Origin of the sequence: Pseudoalteromonas sp. DSM 26666 (assembly GCF_900116475.1) — a bacterium.
Taxonomy (GTDB): domain Bacteria; phylum Pseudomonadota; class Gammaproteobacteria; order Enterobacterales; family Alteromonadaceae; genus Pseudoalteromonas; species Pseudoalteromonas tetraodonis.
The window spans coordinates 135738-159969 of sequence record NZ_FPAR01000005.1 but is presented as its reverse complement, the minus strand read 5'-3'; the positions used below and the strand labels follow the sequence as shown (position 1 = coordinate 159969).

21 protein-coding genes are annotated in these 24232 nt (G+C 41.2%); 16 read left to right on the top strand and 5 right to left on the bottom strand.

Annotated features, from left to right (window positions below; translation table 11 throughout):
- The first annotated feature begins 122 nt into the window (after positions 1–122).
- The 3 genes from megL (at position 123) to BM380_RS10890 (ending at position 2723) form a co-directional block, all read left to right on the top strand.
- Positions 123–1304, top strand: a complete 1182-nt coding sequence (gene megL / locus BM380_RS10900) for a methionine gamma-lyase (RefSeq protein ID WP_090494355.1) — start codon at positions 123–125, stop codon at positions 1302–1304.
- Positions 1305–1542: 238 nt separating this feature from the next.
- Complete coding sequence (gene phhA / locus BM380_RS10895) at positions 1543–2340, top strand: phenylalanine 4-monooxygenase (protein WP_090494353.1); 798 nt, start codon at positions 1543–1545, stop codon at positions 2338–2340.
- Positions 2341–2378: 38 nt separating this feature from the next.
- Entirely contained in the window at positions 2379–2723 is a 345-nt protein-coding gene (locus BM380_RS10890) for a 4a-hydroxytetrahydrobiopterin dehydratase (RefSeq protein ID WP_090494351.1), read from the top strand.
- An 85-nt stretch (positions 2724–2808) separates the two neighbouring features.
- On the opposite strand, the gene BM380_RS10885 is transcribed toward BM380_RS10890, so the two are convergent.
- The 5 genes from BM380_RS10885 to map all read right to left on the bottom strand — a co-directional run bounded on the left by BM380_RS10885 (position 2809) and on the right by map (position 10769).
- Positions 2809–4839, bottom strand: a complete 2031-nt coding sequence (locus BM380_RS10885; RefSeq protein ID WP_090494349.1) for a BCCT family transporter — start codon at positions 4837–4839, stop codon at positions 2809–2811.
- 229 nt (positions 4840–5068) lie between these two features.
- Positions 5069–6085, bottom strand: coding sequence for a tetratricopeptide repeat protein (locus tag BM380_RS10880; protein WP_024601803.1), 1017 nt, complete (start codon positions 6083–6085; stop codon positions 5069–5071).
- Positions 6086–6360: 275 nt separating this feature from the next.
- Complete coding sequence (dapD, locus tag BM380_RS10875) at positions 6361–7188, bottom strand: 2,3,4,5-tetrahydropyridine-2,6-dicarboxylate N-succinyltransferase (RefSeq protein ID WP_008467531.1); 828 nt, start codon at positions 7186–7188, stop codon at positions 6361–6363.
- A 9-nt stretch (positions 7189–7197) separates the two neighbouring features.
- Positions 7198–9816, bottom strand: coding sequence for a [protein-PII] uridylyltransferase (gene glnD, locus BM380_RS10870; protein WP_016899280.1), 2619 nt, complete (start codon positions 9814–9816; stop codon positions 7198–7200).
- 167 nt (positions 9817–9983) lie between these two features.
- Positions 9984–10769, bottom strand: coding sequence for a type I methionyl aminopeptidase (map, locus tag BM380_RS10865; protein ID WP_008467527.1), 786 nt, complete (start codon positions 10767–10769; stop codon positions 9984–9986).
- A gap of 272 nt (positions 10770–11041) precedes the next feature.
- Here map and rpsB point away from each other — a divergent pair, with 272 nt between their 5' ends.
- The 13 genes from rpsB (at position 11042) to lpxA (ending at position 24074) form a co-directional block, all read left to right on the top strand.
- Complete coding sequence (rpsB, locus tag BM380_RS10860; RefSeq protein WP_013465430.1) at positions 11042–11770, top strand: 30S ribosomal protein S2; 729 nt, start codon at positions 11042–11044, stop codon at positions 11768–11770.
- Between the two features lie 104 nt (positions 11771–11874).
- Positions 11875–12726 carry a translation elongation factor Ts gene (tsf, locus tag BM380_RS10855; RefSeq protein ID WP_013465429.1) on the top strand — a complete coding sequence of 284 codons (852 nt, stop codon included), beginning with the start codon at positions 11875–11877 and terminating at the stop codon, positions 12724–12726.
- A 158-nt stretch (positions 12727–12884) separates the two neighbouring features.
- Positions 12885–13634 (top strand): UMP kinase, encoded by a 750-nt coding sequence (gene pyrH / locus BM380_RS10850; protein ID WP_016899281.1) that lies wholly within the window; start codon positions 12885–12887, stop codon positions 13632–13634.
- Positions 13635–13648: 14 nt separating this feature from the next.
- Complete coding sequence (frr, locus tag BM380_RS10845) at positions 13649–14206, top strand: ribosome recycling factor (RefSeq protein WP_008467521.1); 558 nt, start codon at positions 13649–13651, stop codon at positions 14204–14206.
- Positions 14207–14462: 256 nt separating this feature from the next.
- Entirely contained in the window at positions 14463–15242 is a 780-nt protein-coding gene (locus BM380_RS10840; protein ID WP_008110986.1) for an isoprenyl transferase, read from the top strand.
- A gap of 21 nt (positions 15243–15263) precedes the next feature.
- Positions 15264–16130 (top strand): phosphatidate cytidylyltransferase, encoded by an 867-nt coding sequence (locus tag BM380_RS10835; protein WP_008110985.1) that lies wholly within the window; start codon positions 15264–15266, stop codon positions 16128–16130.
- On the top strand, positions 16127–17329 hold the full coding sequence (gene ispC / locus BM380_RS10830) for a 1-deoxy-D-xylulose-5-phosphate reductoisomerase (RefSeq protein WP_090494347.1): 1203 nt from the start codon (positions 16127–16129) through the stop codon (positions 17327–17329). Before BM380_RS10835 ends, ispC begins: the two co-directional genes overlap by 4 nt.
- Before the next feature lies 1 nt (position 17330).
- Positions 17331–18683, top strand: a complete 1353-nt coding sequence (rseP, locus tag BM380_RS10825) for a sigma E protease regulator RseP (RefSeq protein ID WP_090494345.1) — start codon at positions 17331–17333, stop codon at positions 18681–18683.
- Positions 18684–18789: 106 nt separating this feature from the next.
- Complete coding sequence (gene bamA / locus BM380_RS10820) at positions 18790–21261, top strand: outer membrane protein assembly factor BamA (RefSeq protein WP_013465425.1); 2472 nt, start codon at positions 18790–18792, stop codon at positions 21259–21261.
- Positions 21262–21272: 11 nt separating this feature from the next.
- Positions 21273–21791, top strand: a complete 519-nt coding sequence (locus tag BM380_RS10815) for an OmpH/Skp family outer membrane protein (RefSeq protein ID WP_008467513.1) — start codon at positions 21273–21275, stop codon at positions 21789–21791.
- 7 nt (positions 21792–21798) lie between these two features.
- Complete coding sequence (gene lpxD, locus BM380_RS10810; protein WP_090494343.1) at positions 21799–22821, top strand: UDP-3-O-(3-hydroxymyristoyl)glucosamine N-acyltransferase; 1023 nt, start codon at positions 21799–21801, stop codon at positions 22819–22821.
- A gap of 27 nt (positions 22822–22848) precedes the next feature.
- A complete protein-coding gene (gene fabZ, locus BM380_RS10805; protein ID WP_008110974.1) occupies positions 22849–23301 on the top strand; it encodes a 3-hydroxyacyl-ACP dehydratase FabZ in 453 nt (150 codons plus the stop codon).
- A 2-nt stretch (positions 23302–23303) separates the two neighbouring features.
- On the top strand, positions 23304–24074 hold the full coding sequence (lpxA, locus tag BM380_RS10800; protein ID WP_013465422.1) for an acyl-ACP--UDP-N-acetylglucosamine O-acyltransferase: 771 nt from the start codon (positions 23304–23306) through the stop codon (positions 24072–24074).
- The last annotated feature ends 158 nt before the right edge of the window (positions 24075–24232 follow it).

Here is a 24232-nt window from a genome sequence, read left to right as displayed (position 1 = left end):
TGTACAGCTTTTTGAGTAAAGTTTGCACAAATAGCCATCTGAGCATCCGGCATGCTTGTGATTTAAAGTGCGGTGCGTTTTATTTATGTAATTGACACACATAATAAAAACGAGAGCACACAATGAGCAAGCATCATCCACACACCCAATGTATCCATGGCCCACAAAAAGCCAACGATCCCCATGGCGCATTAACCTCGCCATTATACCAAACATCGACATTTCATTTTGAAAATGCCGCCCAAGGTGCTGCACGGTTTGCTGGCGATGAGCCAGGTTATATTTATACGCGTTTGGGTAACCCTACCACCACTGAACTTGAACAAAAAGTGGCGCAATTAGAGGGCTGTGAGGCTGCAGCGGCAACGGCTACAGGTATGGGAGCGGTATCGGCTTCAGTACTGAGCTTTTTATCACAAGGCGATCACTTAGTTGCATCAAGTGCGCTTTATGGTTGCACCTTTGCTTTTTTTGCGCATATGTTGCCGCGTTGGGGCATTGAAGTCACCTTTGTGGATATGACCAATGAAGATGAGTTACGTGCTGCAATAAAGCCAAACTCAAAAATGATATTTGCAGAAACCCCGATAAACCCAACGATGGCCGTTATTGATTTAGCACTTATTGGTGATGTATCAAAACAGCATAATTTAATAAGTGTGGTCGACAATACCTTTTTAACGCCGCTGCTACAGTCACCTAAACAATACGGCATCGATATTATTATGCACAGTGCTACCAAGTATTTAAATGGTCACGGCGATGTAGTCGCAGGTATTGTGTGTGGATCCCTTGAGCACATTACACATATTAAAATGACGGTGTTAAAAGATATAGGCGCGACGATTAGCCCACACGATGCATGGTTAATTAACCGAGGCTTAAAAACATTAGCTATACGGGTAGAGCGTCATTGCCAGAGTGCGCAAACAATTGCTGAATATTTAGAGGCTCACCCTCAAGTGAGTAAAGTGTACTATCCTGGACTGAAGTCGCACCCAGGTCATCGGTTTATTGGTAAGCAAATGAAAGCTGCTGGCGGTGTTATTGCTTTTGAAATTAAAGGGAGTTTAACCGACGGTGAGCAGTTTATTGATAGCATGAAGCTATGTACTTTAGCGGTTAGCTTAGGCGATGCCGAAACACTTATTCAACACCCTGCATCGATGACCCATTCGCCTTACACACCCGAAGAAAGATTAGCAGCCGGAATTAGTGATGGTTTAATTCGCTTATCTGTTGGGCTTGAAGATGTTAATGATATTATTAACGATCTCAACCAAGCATTTACTAAAATATCGTAACGTGTAATTTATTGTTTACAGTGATTTCGATCTGTAAGTACTGTTAAATATAGGGTGTGTTTTTATCTTTGCTCTGATGTAATTATAAATTTACGATCTGTGCAATATGCGAAAGTATTGATCTGAGTCAAGCTATTAAACTTTTGTTCACTTTTGCATAGTATGGCTACATCGAATAGCCGAGCATGTGGCTATTATTTTGACACCGATTTAGGGTTTAAACCCAAAGAAGGTATTTATGGCTAAAGCAAGTAATTACACCTCTAAAACACCAGATGAAAATGGCGTTATACATTGGAGCGATGAAGAAAATAAAATTTGGTCTGAGCTTGTAGCACGCCAACTTGCGTGCATTGAAGGCAAAGCCTGTAACGAGTACATGGAAGGGTTAAAAAAAATTAACCTACCGCATGATCGTATTCCACAGCTAAGTGAGCTAAACGAAGTGTTATTGGCAACAACAGGTTGGCAAGTAGCACCTGTACCTGCACTTATCGACTTTGATGAGTTTTTTAGACTACTGGCCAACAAGCAGTTTCCTGTTGCTACGTTTATTCGTAGCCGTGAAGAATTTGATTATTTACAAGAGCCAGATATTTTTCATGAAATATTCGGCCACTGTGCCATGCTAACAAATCCTGACTTTGCTGAATTTACGCATAAGTACGGGCAACTAGGTTACGCGGCAGAGAAAAAAGACCGCGTTTATTTAGCGCGCATGTATTGGTTTACGGTCGAATTTGGTTTGATGCAAACTGAAAAAGGATTACGTATTTACGGGGGCGGTATTTTATCAAGCCCAGGAGAAACCCAATACGTGTATTCAGATACACCAGAAATTAATCCAATGAATGTGCTAGATGTGCTGCGCACGCCATACCGTATTGATATTATGCAGCCGCTGTACTACACCATTAATTCGATTCATGATCTGTTTGAAATATCGCAAATGGATATAATGACTTTAGTTGAGCAAGCTAAGGCGCTTGGTTTACACGAGCCGAAATTTCCCCCAAAAGAAAAATTAGCTAGTTAGTTTTTTAATAAAAGTAACACTAGAATTAAGGATTTAAAATGTCTTCATTAAGTGAACAAAAATGTGAAGCCTGTCATGCAGATGCTCCAAAAGTATCAGATGCAGAATTGGCTGAATTAATTAAAAAAATCCCTGATTGGGTGCCGGAAGTACGCGACGGTATTATGCAATTAGAGCGCGTTTATAAGTTTAAAAACTTTAAGCAGGCTATTGCATTTACCAATAAAGTTGGCGATATGGCTGAAGATGAAGGCCATCACCCTGGTCTATTAACCGAATGGGGTAAAGTAACTGTTACTTGGTGGAGCCATTCAATTAAAGGTTTGCATAAAAACGATTTTATTTGTGCCGCTAAAACAGATGATTTGTTTAACGCGCTGTAATTAATTATATTTGAGTTAATAAAAAGGCACTTTACAGTGCCTTTTTTATTTTTAATTACCGTTTTACCAATATTGACTGCATCCGTTAAGCTTTATCGGTATTTAACATGTCATCATGTTCGGCCATATCCCAAGGAAGTTCGCCTGGGCTATTACCTAGAAAGTGTAAGTAGTTCTCAAATTGGTCGAGAATATCTTTCACAATATCATCTTCAGTGTAGCCATAAACATCGTATGACAGACCACCACGACGTAAAAACACGTCGGCCTTATAATACTTTTCAGCATCGTTGTTATCAGGCTTTAGCTCTGAGTAAGCAAAGCTTGGCATAGGATGCTCGGTAAGGCGAATATCATAAACAAAATCCACATGTTCATGGCGCAGTACCGTTAAATGAGCGCGGCCTAAATCCGTATCAAATTCCACCACTGCATGCCATTGTCTAGATTTCAATTCTGCTTGTACGGCTTTCATTGCCTCAACTACCACGCTACCAATAAAAGTATGTACTTTTTCTTTATTAGGGTAATTGACCATAGCCGCTAAACGACGCTTCCAGTGAGACAAGTTAATGTTGCGGCTATTAAGTGTATGTGCTTGCAAGCTGGTGTCTCGATGGCCTTCAATTTTTAGAGCTCGCCAAAGCCCCGCCGTGGCAATTAGCATAATAATAGCAAAGGGTAAGGCACTGGCTATGGTCATGGTTTGCAGCGCACTTAGTCCGCCTGCCACTAATAAAACAGCCGCCACAGCACCTTCAAGTACCGCCCAAAACACGCGTTGCCAAGCCGGCGTATTAATGCTTCCTCCAGAGGCGAGTGAATCAATGACTAAAGAGCCTGAATCAGATGATGTAACAAAAAAAGTTATGATCAAAATGACAGTGAGCAGTGAAATGAAAAATGACAGTGGTAACACTTCAAATAATTGAAATAATGCGACGGCATGATTTGCTTGTACATCGCCAATAAGCGTATCAAACCCCTCATTCATAATTAAGTTAAGTGCGGTATCACCAAAGACTGAAAACCATAAAAAGGTAAAAATAGTGGGAACTAACATTACCCCAACAACAAATTGTCGGATGGTCCTACCACGGCTAATTTTTGCGATGAACATACCCACAAACGGTGCCCACGCAATCGTCCAGCCAAATATAAATAAAGTCCAGTTACCAATCCAATCACTGCGACTATAAGCTTGTAAATTAAAAGTACGCTCAACAATACCGCTTAGGTAGCTGCCGGTATTTTGTAAAAATGATTCTAAGATGTGAATAGTTGGGCCAATGAAAAACACAAAAGTCATTAGTGAAACCGCTAAGGTCATATTCACAATTGATAATCGCTTGACCCCTTTATCCATACCGGCCACTACTGAGAGCGTAGCTGCCGCAGTAATTACGGCAATCGCGGTAATTTGCACTGTGGTATTAATAGGGATGTTTGGCCATAAGTAATGTAGGCCAGCATTTATTTGGGTAACCGAAAGCCCTAGTGTAGTGGCAATACCAAATAAAGTACCTAATATGGCAAATACATCCACAGTATGGCCGATTGGGCCATAAATTTTATCGCCAATAAGTGGATACAAGGCAGAGCGAATAGACAGTGGTAAGCCATGGCGAAATGCAAAATAAGCAAGCACTAAACCAACAATTCCATAGATAGCCCAAATATGAAATCCCCAATGGAAAAAGGCAATTTGCATTGCCTGCTTGGCGGCATCAACGGTTTCAGCCGCCCCCGATGGCGGGGATGCGTAATGCAGCACAGGTTCAGCAACACCAAAATAAAGCAGTGCCACGCCATAACCGGCAGAAAAGAGCATGGCAAACCATTCACCAAAGCTGTATTGTGGCTCTGCATGATCAGGGCCTAATTTTATATTCCCCCAGCTAGAAGCCGCGACTGAGACAATAAATACCAAGAAAATAGCGACAGACAACATATAAAACCAGCCAAAGGTTTCAGTAATCCACGCAAGGGCAACACTAAATGCCTGACCAGCGAGTTCAGGGTTACTACTTGTACCAATCACCAAAAGTAGAATAATAAATACGGCGGGCAAAAATACAGGTAGCAAAATGGTTGAGCGTAAAGCAGTTTTTGTCATATTAATCCTTAATATTAATTGCTAACTTTCAAGTATGCCTGACTACCTTATTATAAATTCACTAGGGTTGGCTAATTTTGCAGCTTAAAAATGTCACTTTTTTAAATTAAAGTTAATATATACAGCAGCTTGGTTTTAAAAAAGAAAGTAAGAGAAAGTTGATGCGAGAGTATTAAGTATTTATTTTAGAGGGGTATAGCCTTATATAGACTAAGGACTAAATCGAGTCTTAGCGTTTCCAATCACATTGTTTTACCAGCTCAAACCAAGGGCTGGTAAAGTCTTTAGCGACAATAGGGGCGGGTAAGGTTACAGCTACATCTAGCTTGTTGGCTAAATAGCGCGCGACCAGTTGTTTCATTTTATCGCTTTCTAATTGCTCATACGCTGTTTGTAACTGTTGTTTGTCTTTTTGGCTTATAAAACCCCCGGTCAAATTTTTGTAGCCTATTTCAAGCCAAAAAAGTAATGCTTGTTTCGCTTCGTTGGGAAAGGCATGGGTTAATGTGGCCGTTGGGCTATAGAGTCGCTCAAAATTAATTTGCTGCTCTTGAATCAAAAAAACCATTAATAAATTAAGCCCGGTTGAGATTTGCCCCGCGCGTTTATCAATGTTTTGGTTATTTCTTAATGCACTTCTAAAATAGCGCTCAGCTTCGGGTATATTGCCCTCATCCAGGGCTAAATAACCTAAGTTACTTTCTATCAGTGCGGTTACATTGGGAAGCTGTAATTGTGTGGTGATCTTATGACTGTCGAGGTATAAAGCACGCGCTTTTGCAAAGTCATCTTGCGAGCGAGCAACCAATGCCATACTGTTGGTGAGTGTTAAGCGTTGACGATCGTTTTGCGCATATTTGTAAGCACATTTAAATGAGTACTGGGCATCGTCTAAATATTCTGCATGGCGAAGCCATATTCCCAAGGCACTCATAATGGTGGTCAGTTTTTGTTTGAAATAGTCAGTTTGATGATGCTGAAATATTGCGTCAATCGATGTATAAAGCTCGTCATAGTGACTTGTAGGTACTGCTGTACGGGCATAGATAAGGTGCCAGCGGATAAATAATTCTGGCGGCATGAGTTGTAACCCTGTGAGGTTTTCTAAAATAGTAATAGATTGAGCTGGATTAACAGTAAGATAATCTTCGGCTTCGTCTAATTTTTTTTCAAAGGTATTGAAGTCATTAGCAAAGACGTGTTTTGAACATAATAATATCAACCAACTTATTACAAAAAGCCGCAACAACTTAACCTCGACAATCGAACTATGCGTTAATTCACTATAGTTGTTGGCATCTAACAAAGCAACGCAATTAAAGGGGACAGGTTTGTGAGAAAGTATTTTAAAATCACTAAAAAAGCCCTAAAGCTATACAAGCTTAGGGCTTTTTCTGTATGTAATTAAATTTTAGCGAATACACATTAACTTAATGTGTCGTTGGGTTTCGTTTTATTCAACCCAACCTACGTTTAACATCAACCTGCTTAGCGCTAACAGCTAAAAACTTACAGCTGCTCTTAATCATCAATCGAGCGCAGTAGGGCATTAATGCCCACTTTTTCGCGAGTTTGTTTGTCTACTTTTTTCACAATAATAGCCGCATACAAGCTATGGCTGCCATCTTTTGAAGGCAGTGCACCTGGAACCACAACAGCGCCGGCAGGCACGCGGCCATAGTGAATTTCACCGGTTTCACGGTCGTAAATACGGGTACTTTGGCTAATGTAAACCCCCATTGAAATAACGGCGCCTTCTTCAACAATTACGCCTTCAACAATTTCTGAACGTGCGCCAATAAAACAGTTGTCTTCAATGATGGTAGGATTCGCTTGTAACGGCTCTAAAACGCCGCCTATGCCTACGCCGCCAGATAAGTGTACGTTCTTGCCAATTTGAGCACATGAGCCCACTGTCGCCCATGTATCAACCATGGTGCCATCGTCAACAAATGCACCTATGTTTACGTACGATGGCATTAATACGACATTTTTACCTACAAAGCTGCCTTTACGAGCAACGGCGTTGGGTACGACACGCATGCCGCCTTGCTGAAATTGCTCCGGCGTGTAGTCGCTAAATTTAAGCGGTACTTTGTCGTAAAATTGGTTTACGCCGTCGTTCATTGGCTGATTTTCACGAATTCTAAATGAAAGTAGTACTGCTTTTTTAAGCCACTGGTGAACAACCCATTCGCCTGAAATTTTCTCTGCAACGCGAGCAGCGCCGCTATCTAATAGCTCAAGCGCATCTATAATCGCTTGTTTAACATCGCTTGATACTGTAGCAGGGCTAATGCTGTCGCGGTTATCCCACGCATTTTCAATCATGGTTTTTAAATCTGACATAGTGTCCTCTTATTCAATTTCGGCGTTGAGTTTTTTACGTAATGCCTGATGAATTTTTGCTTGCTCTTCATCAGTCAGCGCTTGATATTCGTTATTTGATACCACAAAGAAATCTTCTGCACGTTCGCCTACCGTGGTAATACGTGCGGCATGTATGTGGAGTAAGTAAGCTTGAAAAACCTCGGCTATTTTAGTTAATAGTCCAGGTATATCAACCGCTTGAATTTCTATTAAGCTACGATCCTTACGAGGGTGCGGGCGCAGTACAATTTTAGGTTTAATATTAAAGTCTTTAAAACGCTGTGATCGGCTCTTTTTAAAGCGTATTTTTTTACGTGGATCATGAAGCGCTTGCTCTAATCCGCGTTTAATCGATTGTGCGCGGCTACTGGCAATCGGATCGCCGTTAACTTCTAAAATAACAAAGTTGAACAGTACGTAGCCATCTTTGGTGGTCAGTACTTGGGCGTGCTGAATTTGCGCTTTTTTAGAGCCAATAACACTTACCAGTCGAGCAAAGAGGGCACCTGAATAGGGGCTATAAGCAAACACTTGGGTACCGCCATGCATCGCTTTATTAGAAACGATAACACTGGGCTGGCTTAAATCAGTGCACTTGAGTAAGTGCTCAGTATGCCAAGAAATTTGTTGCTCACTAAAAGCGGTAAAGTAATTTGCTTTAAAACGGCTCCAAATTAAGTCAATTTGCTCCTCGTGATAATGCAAATTAAGCAGGCGTTGCTTAGCTTGGTGCTTTTTATCACGAATTTGGTCGCGTTGATCCATTGGGTTTTCAAGCCCAAGGCGCAAGGCGCGCTGTGTGTGCAAATAAAGCTCGCGCAGCAGCGTGTTTTTCCAGTCATTCCATAGGTTGTCATTGGTGGCTCGAATATCAGCCACGGTTAAACAATAGAGGTAATCGAGTTGGCGTTCGGTTTTTACTCGCGATGCAAAATCTTTTATTACATCGGGGTCGTTAATATCTTTACGTTGCGCAGTTACCGACATAAGTAAGTGATTGCTTACCAACCACGCTATGAGTTTACCATCTGAAGAGGCAAAACCATGCAGCTTTGAAAACGCTATGGCATCAACAGCGCCCAGCTCTGAGTGATCGCCACCACGCCCCTTAGCAATATCATGAAAAATACCAGCCAAATAGAGTAATTCGGGCTTATCCATACGCGTGACTATTTCACTGCAAATTGGAAAATCACTAATACTGGTTTTATCGAAGTATTGGTAAATATTATTAATTAATTTATGGGTATGTTCATCTACGGTATAGGCATGAAACAAATCAAACTGCATTTGGCCAAAAATATTGCGCCACTGCGGAAGGTAAGCCGCAATCATGCCGTGCTTATGCATCAGCGTAAATGCACGGCCCATGCCGTTAGGGTGCTTTATAATACGTAAAAAAGCTTCGCGGCACGCAGCATAATCTTGTAAGTCACCTAATAAGCGACGACGCACTTGGCGGATAGTTCGAATAGTGCTTGGGTATATATGGGTAATTTCTGGGTGATCAGCAATGTGCTCAAATAATACAAAAAGTTGGTCACGCCTAAAAAATACTGACGGACTTTTTACCCGAATTTGATGGCCAACGCGTTCAAAATTGCGGTCAAGCTCTTCAACGGTGGCTTGACTGCTGTCTGGTGAAATACTTTGCTCAAAGTACGAAAGTAGCATTTGATTAAGTTCACGAACACGGCTCATTATTCTGAACAAGCGTTTCATCATGCGCTCAACAGAGGCTTTTCCATCACTACCAAAACCCAAAATTTCAGCCGCTTGCGGCTGGTGATCAAACAATAAACGGTTTTCTGAGCGACCCGCGGCTAAATGCAAAGCAAAGCGAATGTTCCATAAATTTTCAAGGCACTCTAACAGTTCTTGATATTCTTCGTGAGTTAGGTAGCCGTGATTTATCAGCTCTTGCAGGGTTTCGGCTCTAAAGTGTTTTTTAGCAACCCAAATAATCGTTTGTAAATCGCGCAGCCCGCCTGGATTTTCTTTTATATTAGGCTCTAGATTATAAGCCGTACCATGACATTTTTTGTGGCGTAAATTTTGCTCTTGTACTTTTGCAACAAAGAACTCTCCAGAGCCCCATACAGGCCTTTCGATGAGGTGACTTTTGAGCTTTTCGAATTCAATATGGTTGCCGAAAATTAATCGGCTTTCTAGTAGGCTGGTGGCAAAGGTAACATCTTCACGTTTTTGCTCTATGGCTTGTTCAATGGTACGTACACTGTGACCTATTTCTAAATTAAGATCCCACAGCATAGTGACAAACTGGCCAATTTTTTCGCAAATATCGTCATTGGGTTGCTGGGTAACAAGCAGTAAAAAGTCAATGTCGGAGTAGGGATGAAGTTCACCGCGACCATAACCTCCTACAGCAATTAAAGCGAGATCTGGCTCGTGGGCTAAATCGAAAACATGAAAGAGTTTAATCAGTAACCGGTCTATAAATTCTGCACGGGCGTTTATTAGATTACCAACGGGTTGTTTTGAGAATTCATTATGCAACCATTTATAAAAATAGGCGGAGCAATCGCGGTATTCGCTAAGTTGCTGAGCATCATTGAGCAACTTTTTTACTTTGTTAGGTAATGCCACTTAGGCTGGCTCCTATATATGGACTGCATTATAAGTCTTGGATTAAGTTATTTTTATACTGTGTTTGCTGCAAAGGGAATAAATCATGTTATTTCCCTTTGCAGCAAACCACTTAATCTGTACGCAGGCTAAAGCCTGTTATTACTATGATTAAGCACACACTACTATTAGTGCTCGATGATTCTATCGATAGTATCATCTGATCGTAGTGTTAAAATTTCAACACCATTTTCAGTTACCAGTAAGGTATGTTCCCACTGAGCTGATAAACTACGGTCTTTTGTTACCACAGTCCAGTCGTCTTTTAGTAATTTACATTGGCGTTTGCCTGCATTGACCATGGGCTCGATTGTTAAACACATACCGGCTTTTAATGTTTCGCCTGTACCTGGTTTTCCGTAATGCATTACCTGTGGTTCTTCATGAAATTCACTGCCAATACCGTGCCCGCAGTATTCACGGACGATAGAGTAATTAAAGCTCTCTGCATATTTTTGAATAGCTGCACCAATATCACCAAGGCGAACACCCGGTTTTACCATTTTAATGGCAAGGTAAAGGCTTTCTTGAGTCACTTCTGCAAGGCGTTTGCCTTGAATGTTAGGTGTGCCAACATGGAACATTTTTGAAGTATCACCATGGTAACCATCTTTAATAACAGTAATGTCAATATTGACACTGTCACCGTCTTTTAATGCTTTGTCGTTCGGAATTCCGTGACAAATTACATGATTTACCGAGGTACAAATTGATTTTGGAAAACCATGATAATTAAGAGGAGCAGGAACGGCATCTTGCACATTAACAATATAATCATGACAAATTGTATTTAGCTCATCGGTGGTGATACCTGGTACCACATGTGGTTCGATCATTTCTAGCACATCAGCAGCCAAACGGCCGGCTACACGCATTTTCTCGATTTCTTCAGGGGTCTTAATCACAGCGCTCATTGAGGCTCCAAAGTTGCGTTTTTAGATGATTATCGTCGCACAATTTTTGCACGAGACGTTGAGTATTTAATTTTAATATGGTATAAAGCGCGCCGTCTTTTTACAAATAAATTCTTAAATGATTTTTTGTATTTAAGGCAAACACAATTTTATTTTAACACACACACGTATCGTCACATACACTTGGGTGCATTTCAGTTTCATTTAACTGCGGTGTTGGTGCTATGGGATATGTGGAGGCCTAACCCTAAACAACTTAGAGGATTTACAAAATGGCAAACGTTTCAATGCGCGATATGCTTCAAGCTGGTGTTCACTTTGGTCACCAAGCACGTTACTGGAACCCTAAGATGAAGCCTTTCATCTTCGGCGCACGTAACCGTGTACATATCATCAACCTTGAGCAAACTGTACCAATGTTCAACACTGCACTTAAGTTTTTATCTGGTGCTGCTGCAAACAAAGGTAAAGTTCTTTTCGTTGGTACTAAGCGCGCAGCAAGCGAAGCAGTAAAAGAAGCTGCTTTACAAAGCGATCAATTCTTCGTTAACCACCGTTGGTTAGGCGGCATGTTGACTAACTGGAAAACAGTTCGTCAATCAATCAAGCGTCTTAAAGACCTTGAAGCTCAAAGCCAAGACGGTACTTTCGAGAAGTTAACTAAGAAAGAAGCGTTAATGCTTACTCGTGAAATGGACAAGCTTGAAAAAAGCCTTGGTGGTATTAAAAACATGGGTGGCCTTCCAGACGCTATCTTTGTAATCGATGCTGACCACGAGCACATTGCTATCCGTGAAGCTAACAACCTAGGTATCCCAGTTGTTGCAATCGTTGATACTAACTCTAACCCAGACGGTGTTGATTACATCGTACCTGGTAACGATGATGCTATCCGTGCAATCAACCTTTACACTAGTGCTGTTGCAGCTGCGATCACTGAAGGCCGTGAGAGTAACATCGTTGCTCAAGCTGAAAAAGATGACTTCGTAGAAGCTGAGTAATTAGCTGTCATCAAGTCTTCATCTTTTAAAGGTGAAGACTTGCTATTCTTGTGGAGCGGGTAACCCGCTTATCTAAACCTGATTTCAGATTTGAGGATTTACTAATGGCTGTAACTACTGCCCTAGTTAAAGAATTACGCGAGCGTACTGGCGCTGGCATGATGGATTGTAAAAAAGCGTTAACTGAGACTGATGGTGACATCGAGTTAGCGATTGAAAACATGCGTAAGAGCGGTGCTGCAAAGGCTGCTAAAAAAGCAGGTAACATCGCTGCTGAAGGTACTATCATCATCAAGCAAAACGCGGGTGTTGCAGTACTTGTAGAAGTTAACTGTCAAACTGACTTCGTAGCTAAAGATGCAAGCTTCTTAGCATTTGCTAATAAAGTTGCAGATGCTGCTATCGCTGACACTTCATCTATCGAAGACTTACAAGCTAAGTTTGAAGAAGATCGTGTTGAGCTAGTAACTAAAATTGGTGAAAACATCAATGTACGTCGTCTTCAGTACATCACTGGTGAGCAACTAGTTGAGTACCGTCACGGCGAGCGTATTGGTGTTGTTGTTGCAGGTGTTGCTGATGAAGAAACACTTAAGCACGTTGCAATGCACGTTGCTGCTTCAAACCCAGACTACCTAACGCCAGATGATGTACCTGCTGATGTTGTTGAAAAAGAAAAGCAAGTACAAATCGACATCGCGATGAATGAAGGCAAGCCTGCTGAAATCGCTGAGAAGATGGTTGTTGGTCGTATGAAGAAATTTACTGGTGAGGTTTCTCTTACTGGTCAAGCTTTCATCATGGAACCTAAAAAGTCTGTTGGCGAAATTCTTAAAGAGAAAAACGCAACAGTTACTGGCTTTGTACGTATGGAAGTTGGTGCAGGTATCGAGAAGAAAGAAGAAGATTTTGCTGCTGAAGTTGCTGCTCAAATTGCAGCTGCTAAAGCTAAGTAAGATTAGCTATTTGTGATGCCAAAGGAAAATAGATGCAATTAAAGTACTATTTGCTTTTGCGTCACGCTTAGAAATTCTTTAAAATAACCGCGCTTTTATGTTTAACATAAGCGCGGTTATTTTTTATCCATAATTCAATAAAAGTTGGCCCCAAAACTATGACTATCAATCGCAAACCTATTTTTAGACGTGTTCTTCTCAAATTAAGTGGTGAAGCTTTAATGGGAGACGAAGGCTTCGGCATCGACCCTAAAGTTTTAGATCGTATGGCACAAGAAATTAAAGAGCTCGTAGAACTCGACGTAGAAGTGGGTTTAGTTATTGGTGGCGGTAACTTTTTACGTGGTGGCTCACTAGCCGAAGCGGGTATGAACCGCGTTGTTGGCGACCACATGGGTATGCTTGCAACCGTCATGAATGGCCTTGCTATGCGTGATGCGTTGCACCGTGCATTTGTAAATTGCCGTTTAATGTCAGCCATTCCTTTAAATGGCGTATGTGATGCGTATAACTGGGCAGAAGCCATTAGCTTATTAAAAACAGGTCGCGTTGTTATTTTTGCAGCCGGTACGGGTAACCCGTTCTTCACAACTGACTCTGCAGCGTGTTTACGTGGCATTGAAATTGAAGCTGACACAGTAATTAAAGCAACCAAAGTAGATGGTGTATTTAGCGATGATCCGGTTAAAAACCCAGATGCGACACTTTACCGTCACTTAAGCTACAATGAAATTATTGATAAAGAACTAAAAGTAATGGATTTAGCGGCATTTACATTAGCTCGCGACCATAATATGCCATTGAGCGTATTTAATATGAATAAATCAGGCGCATTAAAACGCGTAATAATGGGTGAAGAAGAAGGAACCCTTATTTCTTCACAAGCCTCAGATGAAGTTAGTAACTAGATTAGGATTAAACCGTGATTAACGATATTCAAAAAGATGCGCAAGCGCGCATGCAAAAAAGTGTAGCAGCACTTGGTAGTCAATTATCTAAAATTCGTACTGGCCGTGCTCATCCTGCAATTTTAGACGGCATCATGGTGTCGTACTACGGCGCACCAACACCGTTAAACCAAGTTGCAAATGTAACAATTGAAGACTCACGTACATTGGCTATTGGTGTATTTGATAAGTCATTAGCGCAAGCTGTTGAAAAAGCGATTATGGCATCTGACCTTGGTTTAAATCCAATGTCTGCAGGTACAGTGATCCGTGTACCACTTCCTCCATTGACTGAAGAACGTCGTAAAGATTTAATTAAAATCGTACGTGGTGAAGTAGAAGGCGGTCGTGTTGCTATTCGTAACATTCGTCGTGATGCAAATGGCGATATTAAAAACTTATTAAAAGATAAAGACATCTCTGAAGATGAAGCGCGTCAAGCTGAAGATGCTATCCAAAAAATCACTGATAAGTTTATCAAAGAAATGGATACGCAACTAACAGCGAAAGAAGCTGAGTTGATGGAAATCTAATTGCTAATCTAGGCTCGGATTAACAGCTTTACTAAAGTAACTAAGTCGTTGTTTATATGCCTTCGCACTTAACTTTAATTGTGTGATTTTAAAGAGTAACAGATTGTGTTTACTCTTTGCTATTGGCTCGATTATCAGTAAATACAGGGTTGTTAGCTGTATAATTATTTGCTTTATGTAGATTTATTATCACGGGTACAGGTTAAAATTATTAGTTTTGAAACGCCGTCTGGGGTATACTAGGCGGCGTTTTTTTATGGAATACACAAAATTTATGGTTCTAGACGCTGATACAATTTCACAGCAATGTTTACCTAAACATGTTGCCATCATCATGGATGGGAACGGGCGTTGGGCACAAGCTAGAAATAGACCTCGTGTATATGGGCATAAAAAAGGCGTGGATGCAGTTCGTCAATCCGTGCAGTTTTGTACTAAATTAGGAATACAATCGTTAACCTTATTTGCTTTTAGTAGTGAAAACTGGCGCCGCCCTGAAGACGAAGTAAATACACTTATGGAGCTTTTTTTATTTGTACTGAGTAAAGAAGTTAAAAAGCTGCATAAAAATAACGTAAAACTAACCATCATTGGAGATTTATCTCGATTCTCTGAAAGCTTGCGCGCTAAAGTACATACAGCTCAAGAACTAACAGCGAACAATACCGGGCTGCACTTAAATGTTGCGGCAAATTACGGTGGTCGCTGGGATATGACTCACGCTGCTAAGCAAGTTGCTTTACAAGTAGCGAATGGAGAAATTGACCCAGCAGATATTACAGAAGAACATATTGCACAGCATATGAGTATGGCAGATCAAGCTCAGCCTGATTTATTGATCCGTACCGGTGGCGATGTCAGAATTAGTAACTTTTTACTTTGGCAGGCAGCCTACGCTGAACTTTATTTCACAAATACACTTTGGCCTGACTTTAATGAAGCTGCTTTTGCAGAGGCCATTGCATGTTACGTTGCCAGAGAGCGACGTTTTGGTTGCACGGGCGAACAAATAAAACAATTACTCGCTCAAACCTAAAATAGATTAAGGGTCATCATTTTGTTAAAACAACGTATTTTAACCTCACTAGTGCTAGCGCCATTAGCACTGGCTTTGGTTTTTTACACCCCACTAACGTTATTTAGTTATTTTGCGGGTGCTATTGTATTAATGGGCGCGTGGGAATGGTCTGCCTTTATGGGACTATGCGATAAGCTAAAACGTGGCGCCTTTGTGTTATTAGTGGCAGTATTACTAGGGTTACTCAATTTGCATTGGCCTATAGAGACTCTATGGCAAGATGGTCAACTTGTAGGCGATGCTAATTACTTATTTACCTTGTCGTTTTCTTGGTGGTTGGTAGCCAGTTATTTAGTGTGGCGTTACCCTGCTATGGCGAAAGGGTGGAACGAAGGGCTTGTGATGCGCGGCATTGCTGGTTTGTTGACCTTAGTACCGCTATGGCTTGCACTTAACACACTGCGTAGTGCGCAATATACGGAATCTACTCACTATGGCTCTATGCTCATTTTAGTTGTATTAGGCATTGTATGGAGTGCCGATATAGGCGCTTACTTTACAGGTAAAAGTTTTGGTAAACATAAGTTAATGCCTAAAGTTAGTCCAAATAAAACCATAGAAGGCCTCGCAGGTGGCGTGGTTGCTGCGGTGTTATTTGTACTGGCTTTTTGTTATTACACTAACGTTGATACCTCTGTATGGCCTATTTATGCAGTTATGACAGCGTTTATTGCCTTGTTTTCTGCGGTAGGTGATTTACTTGAGAGTATGTTTAAGCGCGAAGCGGGACTTAAAGATAGCGGCAGTTGCTTACCAGGACACGGTGGTATTTTAGACCGTATTGATAGTTTAACTGCGGCAGCACCGATGTTTGTTATTTGCTTTGCTTGGACGCTTAGCTTATGAGTGCTGTGCAACAACTGGTTATTTTGGGTGCGACGGGGTCGATAGGTCTTAGCACGTTAGATGTTGTTGCAAGAAACCAACAGCAATTTAAAGTTTTTGCATTGACCGCAGGACAAAATGCAAAAAAAATGGCTGAACTGTGTATAGCTCACCAGCCTCGTTATGCTGTAATGGCATCTGAATCGGCGGCTAAGCAGCTTTCTGCGCTTTTAAAGCATGAGAGTAAAACGCAAGTAATGCATGGCGAGAAAGCCATGAGTGAGCTCTGTGCTCATGGTGATGTTGATACGGTTATGTCAGCGATTGTCGGTGCAGCCGGATTACTACCTACCTTGAGCGCTGTTGAAGCGGGCAAAAAAGTATTGCTTGCCAACAAAGAGTCACTGGTGATGTCGGGTCAGTTATTCATTGATAAAGTTAAAAAGCATCAAGCAACTTTATTACCCATCGACAGCGAGCATAATGCTATTTTTCAGTGTTTACCTAGTGCTTTACAAAATACCCAAGGGCAAGTAAGGCTTGAGCAACATGGGGTTAGCAAAATTTTATTAACTGGCTCAGGTGGCCCGTTTTTAAATCGCGATATCAATACCCTTAACACCGTTAGCGTCAGTGAAGCGGTTGCTCATCCTAATTGGTCTATGGGGCAAAAAATATCAGTAGACTCAGCTACGATGATGAACAAAGGCTTAGAGTTTATTGAGGCTAAATGGTTATTTAACTGTGATGCAAACGATATTGATGTGGTGATTCATCCTCAAAGTATTATCCATTCTATGGTGCAATACCAAGATGGCTCTATTTTAGCGCAAATGGGTAACCCTGATATGCGCACCCCGATAGCGCATGCACTTGCGTATCCAGAGCGCATTGATGCGGGTGTCAAGCCGTTAAATTTTTCTGATATTTGTGATTTTTCGTTCACTAAACCTGATTTCTCACGTTACCCCAATTTAAAGCTTGCAATTGCAGCCTGTGATGCAGGCCAAGGAGCCACCACCACCGTTAATGCGGCTAATGAGATTGCAGTTAATGCGTTTCTTCAGGGGCAGATTGGGTTTACGGATATTTATAAAGTGAATGCGCAAACGCTAGACGCCGCACAATTTACTGATGCGAAAACACTCGATGAAATTTTAGAGTGTGACCGTTTAGCTCGCATCAGTGCTGCGCAGTTTATAACAAAAGTGGTGCATTGATATGTTCGATTTTTTTTGGAATTTAGGTTCGTTTATACTCGCACTAGGCATTTTAGTAACCGTTCATGAATATGGTCATTTTTGGGTTGCGCGTAAAGCGGGTGTAAAGGTACTGCGCTTTTCAATTGGTTTTGGTAAACCCTTACTAAAATGGCACGATAAATATAATACTGAGTACGTTATTGCGGCAATCCCGCTGGGCGGATACGTGAAAATGCTCGACGAGCGTGTTGATGAAGTGCCTGCCAATCAACGTCATTTATCGTTTAATGCTAAATCAGTTCAAGCCCGCATAGCCATTGTGGCAGCAGGGCCGATGGCGAACTTTTTGTTCGCTATTTTTGCTTTAGCGGTGATGTACATGGTAGGTGTGCAAACCATAAAACCAGTTGTGGGTAGTGTTGTTGAAGGCAGCCGAGCTGAACAAGCCGGTATTATGCCAACCCAGCAAATTATTAAAATTGGTGATGACGACATAAGTAATTGGCAAGATGCGACCTTTTCTTTGATGTCTCATTTAGGTGATAAAAGCGTTGCCGTAACCTTACGTAACGAAAATTATCAGCAAACAGTGCAAACACTTAACCTAGATGGTTGGAAGCTTGATCAACAAGATGTACCGCCGCTCAGTTCGTTAGGTATTGTACCGTTTCGTCCTCAGGCAACCTTGGTTATTGCCGCTATTACTAAAAACTCAGCTGCTGAACAGGCTAATTTACAGGTTGACGACGTTATTTTAGCTGTGAATGGTGAAACAATGACCAGTTGGCAGCAATTAGTTAATCTTATTACTCAATCGGCTAACAAATCCTTACAATTTAGTGTAAAAAGACAAGATAGTATAAAAACAATAACAGTTACTCCAAAGAGCCGGGTCGTCAGTAATGGCATAGAGCAAGGCTTTTTGGGTGTTGCTCCCGTTGTAGAGCAGTGGCCTGATGATTTTGTAGAGACTAGACATTATGGGCCACTAGATAGTATTGTGCTGGGCACAAAAGAAACATGGCGTTTAATTACGCTGAGTTTTGACATGATAGGTAACTTAATAACAGGCCAAGTGTCGGTTAAAAACCTAAGTGGGCCAGTCGGCATAGCTGTAGGCGCCGGCACCAGTGTTAGTTATGGATTAGTCGCATTTTTAAGCTTTTTAGCTTTGATAAGCGTTAACTTGGGAGTATTTAATTTACTTCCTCTGCCAGTGCTTGATGGTGGGCACTTAATGTATTACATAATTGAACTTTTTCGTAAAAAGCCAGTCTCTGAAAAGACACAAGAGTTTGGTTTTAAAGTGGGAGCCTTGCTACTCATTTTTCTAACATGTTTCGCTTTGTTCAATGATGTATCGCGCTTGTAGTTATGTAAGCGTGGTAACGACAAATTAGAACACGATTGTAAAGCTCGTAAATATTTAATTTTCGATGCTAAGCGGTAATACAGTTGTAAAGGATAAAGATAATAAAATGGCTATAAAAAAACATTTGGTAGTTTCAAGTTTATTGGGTGCAAGCTTTGCAGCCCTAGGCCAAAACTCCTTTATTGTTGAAGATTTAAAAGTTGAGGGATTGCAACGTGTCGCACTTGGTGCTGCATTAACGCATATTCCTATTAACGTGGGCGACAATGTTGATGAATATACAATTTCAAAAACAATTAAGTCACTTTATCGCTCTGGTCACTTTGACAATATAAAAGCGTTACGTGATGGTAATAACGTTATTTTTAAAGTAACTGAACGTCCAACCATTAGCTTTATTGAATTTGAAGGCAATAAAGACATAAAAGATGAGCAGTTAAATCAGTCACTCGATCAACAAGATATTCGCCAAGGCGAGCCGCTTGATAAAACGGTAATCGATAACATCGAAAAAGGCCTGATTGAATTTTTCCACAGTATTGGTAAATACAATGCAAAAGTGGATATCAGTGTCACTAAATTACCACGTAATCGGGTTAAATTAAGACTTGAGTTTGACGAGGGCGATGCAGCCTCCATTCGTCAAATTAACTTAGTGGGTAATGAGCTTTTCTCAAACGAAGAGTTATTGCAACTAGTTGAGTCGCAGCAAGACTTACCATGGTGGCAGTTTATGGGTAGCGACCGCTATCAAAAACAAACCATTGAAGGCGATTTAGAGAAAATTCGCAGCTTTTATTTAGACCGTGGCTATTTACGCTTTAATATTGACTCAACTCAAGTATCAGTTAGCCCTGAACGTGAGTCTGTTTATGTAACGGCAAATATTACCGAAGGCGTTAAATACAAAGTGAAAGGCTTTGATTTCATCGGTGATTTACTCGGTCGTGAAGAATTAATAAAAAGTGTTATTCCACTGCGTACAGGCGAGCTTTATAACGGATCAGTGGTTACCTCATCAGAAGAATTTATCAAAAGCTACTTGGCGCGTTTTGGTTACGCCAATGCTGAAGTACGTACGATTCCAGAAATTGATGACGAGAACCAAGAAGTACAATTGACTCTGTCGGTTGACCCAGGCAAGCGTGTGTATGTTCGTCGAATTATTGTAGGTGGTAACCAAAACACGGCTGATGAAGTACTGCGCCGTGAAATGACACAGCTTGAAGGTGCATGGTTATCTAATCAAAACCTAGAGCGTTCTAAACTACAAATTCAACGTTTACCTTATATGGAAACCGTTGATTTTAATGTGGTGCCAGTTCCAGGTGTTGATGACCAAGTAGACGTTGACTTTACTGTTAAAGAGCAGTCAGCGGGTAGCTTTAATGCGGGCCTTGCCTATGGTTCATACTTAGGTCTGCAGTTTAATATTGGTGTAACCGAGTCTAACTTTTTAGGCACAGGTAACCAAATTGGCTTTAACATTAATACTTCACGCGGCTCTGAGCGTGTCAGTGTATCGTATACCGACCCTTACTTTACGCCGGATGGCGTATCGCAGGGCAGCAGCATCTTTTACAGTAACTACGATGCCAGTCAGTTTAGCTTGATTGACTATAAGTCAAAAAGTTATGGGTTAGGGACAAACATTGGTTTCCCAATTGATGCCATTAACCGTATTAACTTTGGCGCACGTTGGATAGAAGAAGAGTTGTCAGATATTGCTGAATATGAGCAAACACGTGTACTACGTGAAACCTTCCTCGATCCAGAAAATCCAGATGCGGGCTTTGAATTTACAAAGTACGAGCTAAGTGTTGGTTGGTCACGTGTTACAGTTAACCGTGGTTTATTCCCAACGGCAGGTTCACGACAAACATTAAACTTAACAGCCACAACGCCAAACTCTGATTTACAGTACTTTAAATTAAATTATGATTCGCGTTTTTACTGGCCGATTTCTAACGATCATCGTTGGGTTTTCTCAACGCGTGCTGCATTAGGTTATGGTAATGGTTATGGCTCTACCAATGGCTATGATCAAACTTTACCGTTCCAAGAATACTTCCGTATCACTGAAATGGAATTACGTGGCTTTGATAGAAATACCATTTTACCGCGTGCTGTTTCGCGTATACCGCAATCAATACCAGGTACGCCATCAGGTGATGGCACAACCACAGGCAACATTGGTGGGGCGTCAGAGTTTGACGTGCTAATACCACAAGGTCGTATTGGTGGTAATGCTAAAGCAGTGGCAGGTATGGAGCTTATTGTACCTACTCCATTCTTAGATGAAGAGAATACTAGCTCAGTGCGAACGAGTTTCTTTGTTGACGCTGCCAATGTATGGGATACCGAATTCAGTGTTGATCGCTATCAAAACTTAGGGATTGATGAGCGTGCAAAATTAGATGACTACTCAGACCCAATGCGCTTTAGGGTTGCAACCGGTTTATCATTACAGTGGATCTCACCTATGGGTCCGATGCTGATCAGCTTTGCGTATCCGTTGCAAAAAGAAGAAGATGACGATACCAAGACCATCAGTTTTAATATTAGTAACACTTTCTAAAGGAGTTTATTGTGAAAAAATTATTCAAATCAACAGCAGTTGCCGTTTTAGCTACACTTATGATGGGTACATCAGTTAACGCTTTTGCTCATAAAGTGGGTATTGTAGATATGCAAGAAATCTACAAGCAGCTTCCACAAATGGCTAAAATTGAACAGTCTCTGCAAACTGAGTTTGCAGAGCGTCGTCAAGAGCTTGAAAAGTTACAAGGTGACATTCGCTTTGAAGCTGAAAAGTTTAAGCGTGAAAGCACTACAATGAGTCAAGACCAAAAAGACGCATTACGTGATAAAATTCAAGGTATGCAAAAAAATCTTGCTGAAAAAGGTCGTCCTCTAGAGCAAGAAATTAAATCACGCCAAAATCAAGAGTTGGCTAAAGTTCAGACTCTAATCATTGAAACAATCCAAGAGATTGCTAAAAAAGGCGACTTCGACGAAGTTAAAGTAAAAGACACAACAATTTACTTTAACCCTAAAGAAGTAACTGATCTTTCTGAAAAAGTTGTAGACGCTGTAAGTAAGAAATAATTAATCTATGCAAAATTATACGCTTTCGCAAATTGCGGAACTTCTAAGCGCCGAGCTACAAGGTGATGGCGCTTTAGAAATTAAAAAAATAGCAACACTTGCAAATGCCCAGACTGGGCATATTGCATTTTTAGCGAACAAGAAATATCGCTCTCAGCTTGAAACAACACAAGCCAGTGCTGTGATACTGAGTCCTGAGGATGCGCCTTATTTTTCAGGCAACAAAATCATCGTCGCCAATCCGTATGTGAATTACGCCAAACTCGCTCAGTTAATGGATACCACGCCACGTAGTGCCATTAGTGGTATACACCCAAGTGCGGTTATACATGCCAGGGCGCAAGTCAGTAAAAGCGCAGCCATAGGCGCGAATGTTGTAATTGAAGCTGACGCTGTGATTGGCGATAACGTACAAATTGGTCCGAACAGTTTTATTGGTGAACGTGTTAAAATAGGCTCAGGCACCAAACTATGGTCAAGTGTGAGCGTTTATCATGATGTTGAGATTGGCGCAGACTGTTTATTTCAAGCGAATACTGTTATTGGCAGCGACGGTTTTGGTTATGCGAATGAACGTGGTCAGTGGCTTAAAATTCCACAACTAGGCTCAGTGATCATTGGCGATAAAGTCGAAATTGGTGCAAGCACCACCATAGATCGTGGTGCACTCGATGACACTATTATTCACAGTAACGTTATTATTGATAATCAGTGTCAAATAGCACACAACGTTGAAGTTCAGTCAGGCACTGCAATTGCCGGTTGTACTGTACTTGCAGGCAGTGTCAGCATAGGTAAAAATTGCCAGATTGGCGGCATGACCGCAATTAACGGTCACATGTCTGTATGTGATGGTGTTATAATTACTGGTATGAGTATGGTGACTAAATCGATCACCGAACCGGGTATTTACTCATCCGGTATGCCTCATACGACTAACAAAGAATGGCGAAAATCAATTGCTCATTTGCGTAACCTTTCAGACATGAAGTCACGTCTAAAAGCGCTTGAAGCATTGAATAAGTCATGAACGTTGAACACTAATAAGGATGCTATTTTGGCAAACGAATTAAATAGCCTTGATATTCAAGAAATTTTAAGTTTATTACCGCACCGTTACCCGATGCTTCTGATTGATCGCGTTATAGATTTCACCCCTGGTGAATCGTTACATGCAATTAAAAACGTATCGATTAATGAACCCATTTTCACCGGCCATTTCCCAAACCAGCCGATTTTCCCTGGTGTGCTAATATTAGAGTCAATGGCGCAAGCAACGGGTCTATTAGGGTTTAAAACGGTTGAAAATCGTAGTGAAAACGAACTTTACCTATTTGCAGCCGTAGACAATGCTCGTTTCAAGCAGCCGGTTGTGCCAGGTGATACCATGCATCTTCATGTTAAGTTTTTAAAAGAGCGTCGTAACATATGGAAATTTGCGGCTGAAGCTAAAGTTGACGGCAAAACAGTGTGTAGCGCCGAAATCATGTGTGCTAGAAGAGAGTTTTAATTGTGATCCATGCTACGGCAATAATCGAACCGGGTGCAAAACTTGGTAACAATGTGTCAGTTGGACCATACAGTTACATCGGTAATGATGTTGTTATTGGTGATGACTGTATTATTGAGTCTCACGTTGTTGTTAAAGGGCCTGCTACTATTGGCTCTGGTAACCATATTTTTCAGTTTGCTTCTGTGGGCGAAGCCTGCCAAGACAAAAAATATAACAACGAACCAACAAGCTTAATTATTGGCGACAATAATGTTATTCGTGAATGTGCGACTATTCATCGCGGTACAATCCAAGATGAAGGTGTTACCAAAATAGGTAGCAATAACTTATTTATGGCTTACACTCACGTTGCACACGATGCGGTGATTGGCGATAACGTTATTTTTGCAAATAATGCCAGTGTAGCGGGTCACGTTCATGTTGGTGATTGGGTTATTTTAGCGGGTAACTCAGGTGTGCATCAATTTTGTAAAATTGGTGCTCATGCATTTGTTGGTATGTATTCTGGTGTAAATAAAGACGTACCTCCTTTTGTTACCACCATTGGGATGCCAGCAGGCCCTGCAGCAATCAATACCGAAGGTATGAAACGCCGTGGTTTTGAAAGTGATGAGATAATGGCAGTACGCCGCGCGTACAAAGCGTTTTATCGTAAGAGCTTAGGCGTTGATGAAGCGATAGAATCGCTTTCAGAAGACGCTGAAAAATACCCTGCTGTGCAGCTGATGATTGATTTTGTTAAAAGCTCAGAGCGCGGTATTGTGCGTTAATACAGAGCATTTTAATTTATAAAAAAACCACCTCTGAGTAATCAAGGTGGTTTTTTATTAGCTGATATTTGATTAATAACTCAGCCATGAAGTGCATGTTGCTATGTTTATTAAATTCAGTCTCTACTCAGGCTTACCTTATTACACTCCCTACACAT